5 protein-coding genes are annotated in these 3,208 nt (G+C 66.2%); 1 reads left to right on the forward strand and 4 read right to left on the reverse strand.

All coding sequences use genetic code 11. The features are described from left to right. The first annotated feature begins 268 nt into the window (after positions 1–268). On the forward strand, positions 269–1,096 hold the full coding sequence (locus AC1D00_RS33250) for a metallophosphoesterase family protein (protein ID WP_135175092.1): 828 nt from the start codon (positions 269–271) through the stop codon (positions 1,094–1,096). Here the strand turns inward: AC1D00_RS33250 and AC1D00_RS33255 are convergent. The 4 genes from AC1D00_RS33255 to AC1D00_RS33270 form a co-directional block, all read right to left on the reverse strand. After that, a complete protein-coding gene (locus AC1D00_RS33255; RefSeq protein ID WP_027542104.1) occupies positions 1,035–1,523 on the reverse strand; it encodes a Crp/Fnr family transcriptional regulator in 489 nt (162 codons plus the stop codon). The two genes, AC1D00_RS33250 and AC1D00_RS33255, sit on opposite strands and share 62 nt — an antisense overlap. A gap of 82 nt (positions 1,524–1,605) precedes the next feature. Beyond that, positions 1,606–2,142: an N-acetyltransferase family protein gene (locus AC1D00_RS33260; protein ID WP_477013581.1), complete on the reverse strand. Its 537-nt coding sequence runs from the start codon at positions 2,140–2,142 to the stop codon at positions 1,606–1,608. A 121-nt stretch (positions 2,143–2,263) separates the two neighbouring features. Continuing rightward, positions 2,264–3,004 (reverse strand): di-trans,poly-cis-decaprenylcistransferase, encoded by a 741-nt coding sequence (locus AC1D00_RS33265; protein ID WP_477013582.1) that lies wholly within the window; start codon positions 3,002–3,004, stop codon positions 2,264–2,266. A 27-nt stretch (positions 3,005–3,031) separates the two neighbouring features. Beyond that, a partial coding sequence (locus AC1D00_RS33270; protein WP_477013583.1) for a transcriptional regulator occupies positions 3,032–3,208 on the reverse strand: 177 nt, incomplete at its 5' end.

Raw genomic sequence — 3,208 nt, forward strand, 5'->3', positions numbered from 1 at the left:
CCTTGGGGCCGCCCTTGCGCTTCTCGGCGCGGGCACGGATGGTCTTGAAGGAGGTCATGCGGACACGGGCGGTTGAGGATGCGCCACGACAGCAGAATTCGATGGTCCGGTCCAGACCTGCGACGCCGGGCGCCTTGCATACCGCGAGACGCCGCGGCATGCTCGCCCTCATTGGATTGACCCGAAGGGGCGGCCGTGCTGGTCTGCTTCTTGCTTTTTTGCCGTTTTGGAATTCCCGGACATTTTCAATCTCGCGAACGGATTTCAAATGCGCTGCCTGGTCGTGGCTGACCTGCACTACGCGCTGCCGCAGTTCGACTGGCTGGTCAGCGCGGCGCCGCAATTCGACCTCGTGATCTTCGCCGGCGATGCGCTCGACATCGGCTCGATGGTGGATTTTCGCGCGCAGATCGTGGTGGTGAAAAAATACCTCGCGCTGCTTGCCGGAAAGACCCGCGTGATCCTCTGCTCCGGCAATCATGACCTCGACGAGCGCAGTGCGGAGGGGGAGAAGATCTCGCGCTGGATCTCGGAGGTGCGGGAGCTCGGCATTGCCTGCGACGGCGACAGCCTCACCATCGGCGACACCCTGTTCACGGTGTGCCCGTGGTGGGATGGACCACTGGTCAAGCAGCGCATCGCCGACCAGCTCCGCGATGCCGCGGCGAGCCGGCCGCAGCGCTGGATCTGGGCGCATCACGCGCCGCCGGCGAATTCGCCGACGAGCTGGGGCGGCAAGCGCTTCTTCGGCGATGTCGAGGTGGTGCAGTGGATCATGCAGTATCAGCCGTCGATGGTGATCTCGGGCCATGTGCACCAGTCGCCCTTCATCACGGATGGCTCGTGGTTCGACCGGCTGGGCCAGACCTGGGTCTTCAACGCGGGCCTGCAACCGGGCCGGCCGCCGACGCATATCGTGCTGGATCTCGATGCCAACAAGGCGTTCTGGCTGGCGGCGGGCGAGGCGCAGTGGATCGACCTCGACGCGCCGCTGAAGCGGCCGGCGGCCTTTGTCGAGGCGCCGCCGGACTGGCTTACATTCTTGGATCAGATTGCCGATCCGAGCCTGGCGAAACCTCAAGCGGCGGCAGGTTGATCATGCTTTGAAGCACTTCGCCGACCATGGCCAGGTGCGTGCCGTGGCCGGCATATTGCCGCTTGAGATCGGCAAGATAGGTATTGGCGGCGTTGAGCCGCTGCGCCAGCGTGCGCGCGAGCAGCAGCGCCACCTCCGGCTTCTGGATGAGGAATGACGCCGCGTCCTCGAACTCATAGATGACCGAATCCGAGCTGGCCCGCACCGTCGCGGTGTGCGGCAGCCCAAGCAGCACGGACATCTCGCCGAACACGGCGCCGGGCTCGGCGATGATAGCGACCACCGTGTCGCTCTTGAGCACTTCGAGCTTGCCCTCGACGAGCACGTAGAGGTGGCCGCTGCTGGTGCCACCCTCGGTGACGACCGACGTGCCGGCCTTGACCTGCCGCTCCGTTCCGCCGGTGCAATGATCCAAAACTGCGCGCATCGCCGAAAGCTCCCATCGCTGGGGATACCCGAGGGATACTAGAGCACGATCCGCGCCACGCGGCAATTCAACCTGGGTATGGCTATCGCGACAGGTGCTTGGCGAGGTGAACCGACTGCCAGTCGCCGAGCCCGGTATCCCTGAACCCGGCCTTCTTCGCCAGGCCGCGCATTTCCGCGTTGGTTCGCGCGGTCTCGCCGGCGATCATCTCGTGGCCGAGATCGATCGCGCGCGCTTCCATCGCCGTCATCATCCGGAGGCCGAGACCCATGCGCTGGAACGCATCGGCGACCGAGATGGCAAATTCGCCGTGCCGTGCGGCCGCATCGTAGGCGTAGTGCGTTTCGCCGATGATGGTGCGCTGCCCCTCCTGCCCGAACTCGGCGAGCAGGGTGAAGTGACCGGGACGGTCGGCCTTCGCCACGCATTCGGCCGCGACCACGGCGAGATCGGCGCGCGCACCCATGAAACGCTTGTTGCGCGAGGTCGTGGACAGGCCGGTGAAATAGACCGACAGGTTCGCCACGTCGGATGCACTGGCGGTCCTGATGCAGACCGTGCCCTTCGCTTCGGCCGGTTCAACCGGCGCGACGACGGCTCCCGGAAGTAGCTGTAGCATGCGTGACGCTCTCGGCAGGTTGCGTGAACCGCAGACCTAGCCGAGACCGTGCACGCTGCGCTTGGACATCGCTGCCAATCATGCGGCTGAAAACGAACAGCTCGTTTCCCTGTGCCGCGCGTCACACACGGGAGAGTGACGGCACCTCCTCGGGCATGATGGCCTGGAGGCCGCCGAAGCGTCGTTCGCGGCCGTGGAACGCAGCGAGGGCCTCGGCGAGATCGCCCGCGTCGAATTCGGGCCACATCCGCTCGGTGAAGTGCAGCTCGGCATAGGCGCCTTCCCACAGCAGGAAGTCCGACAGCCGCTTCTCGCCCGAGGTGCGGATGATGAGATCGACGTCGCGCAAACCGGCCTCGCCGGTGACGAGCTGCGAGAACGCGTCGCGGGTGAGGCTGGTCAGTGCCGCTGCTTTCGCCGCGGCGTTGAGGATGGCATCGCGCGCGGAATAATCGACCGCGATGCGCAGGTGAAGCGTGCTGCCCTGGGCGGTGGCCGCTTCGGCGCGCGCAATCGCATTGGCGATGCCGTCAGGCAGCCGGTCGCGGCGGCCGATCACGGTGAGGCGCACGCCGTTCTTYACCAGGCTCTGCACCTCGTTGGCGAGATAGAAGCGCAGCAGGGTCATCAGCGCGCCGACCTCGGCCTTCGGCCTTCGCCAATTGTCGGTCGAGAACGCGTAGAGCGTCAGCGTGCCGATGCCCTGCTTCGGCGCGGCCTCGACGATGCGGCGGATCGTCTCGACGCCGGCCTCGTGGCCGCGCACGCGCGACAGGCCGCGCCGCGTCGCCCATCGTCCGTTGCCGTCCATGATGATGCCGACATGAAGTTTCTCGTTGCGGGGCGCAAGTTCACTTTGCATTGCAAAGTCTCCGGTCAAAAAGGACGATCAGGTCGAGACGATACCGAGGCGGCCGAGCGGTGGCGCCTCGCGGCCGGCGGCCTTGGCGGCGTCGCGCACCAGCCGCTCGAGCACGGCGAGGTAATCGAGGAAGCGGCGGCGGCCGGCCCTGGTCAGGCGGCAAGTGGTGTGCGGGCGATTGCCCTCATAGCCCTTGGTCACCTC

This window comes from Bradyrhizobium sp. P2_E8 (genome assembly GCF_056403875.1).

What these genes read in the sequence shown, in the direction of transcription:
- AC1D00_RS33250 (WP_135175092.1), top strand. Translation starts at nt 269, where the DNA reads ATGCGCTGCCTGGTCGTGGCTGACCTGCACTACGCGCTGCCGCAGTTC.
- AC1D00_RS33255 (WP_027542104.1), bottom strand. Translation starts at nt 1,523, where the DNA reads ATGCGCGCAGTTTTGGATCATTGCACCGGCGGAACGGAGCGGCAGGTC.
- AC1D00_RS33260 (WP_477013581.1), bottom strand. Translation starts at nt 2,142, where the DNA reads ATGCTACAGCTACTTCCGGGAGCCGTCGTCGCGCCGGTTGAACCGGCC.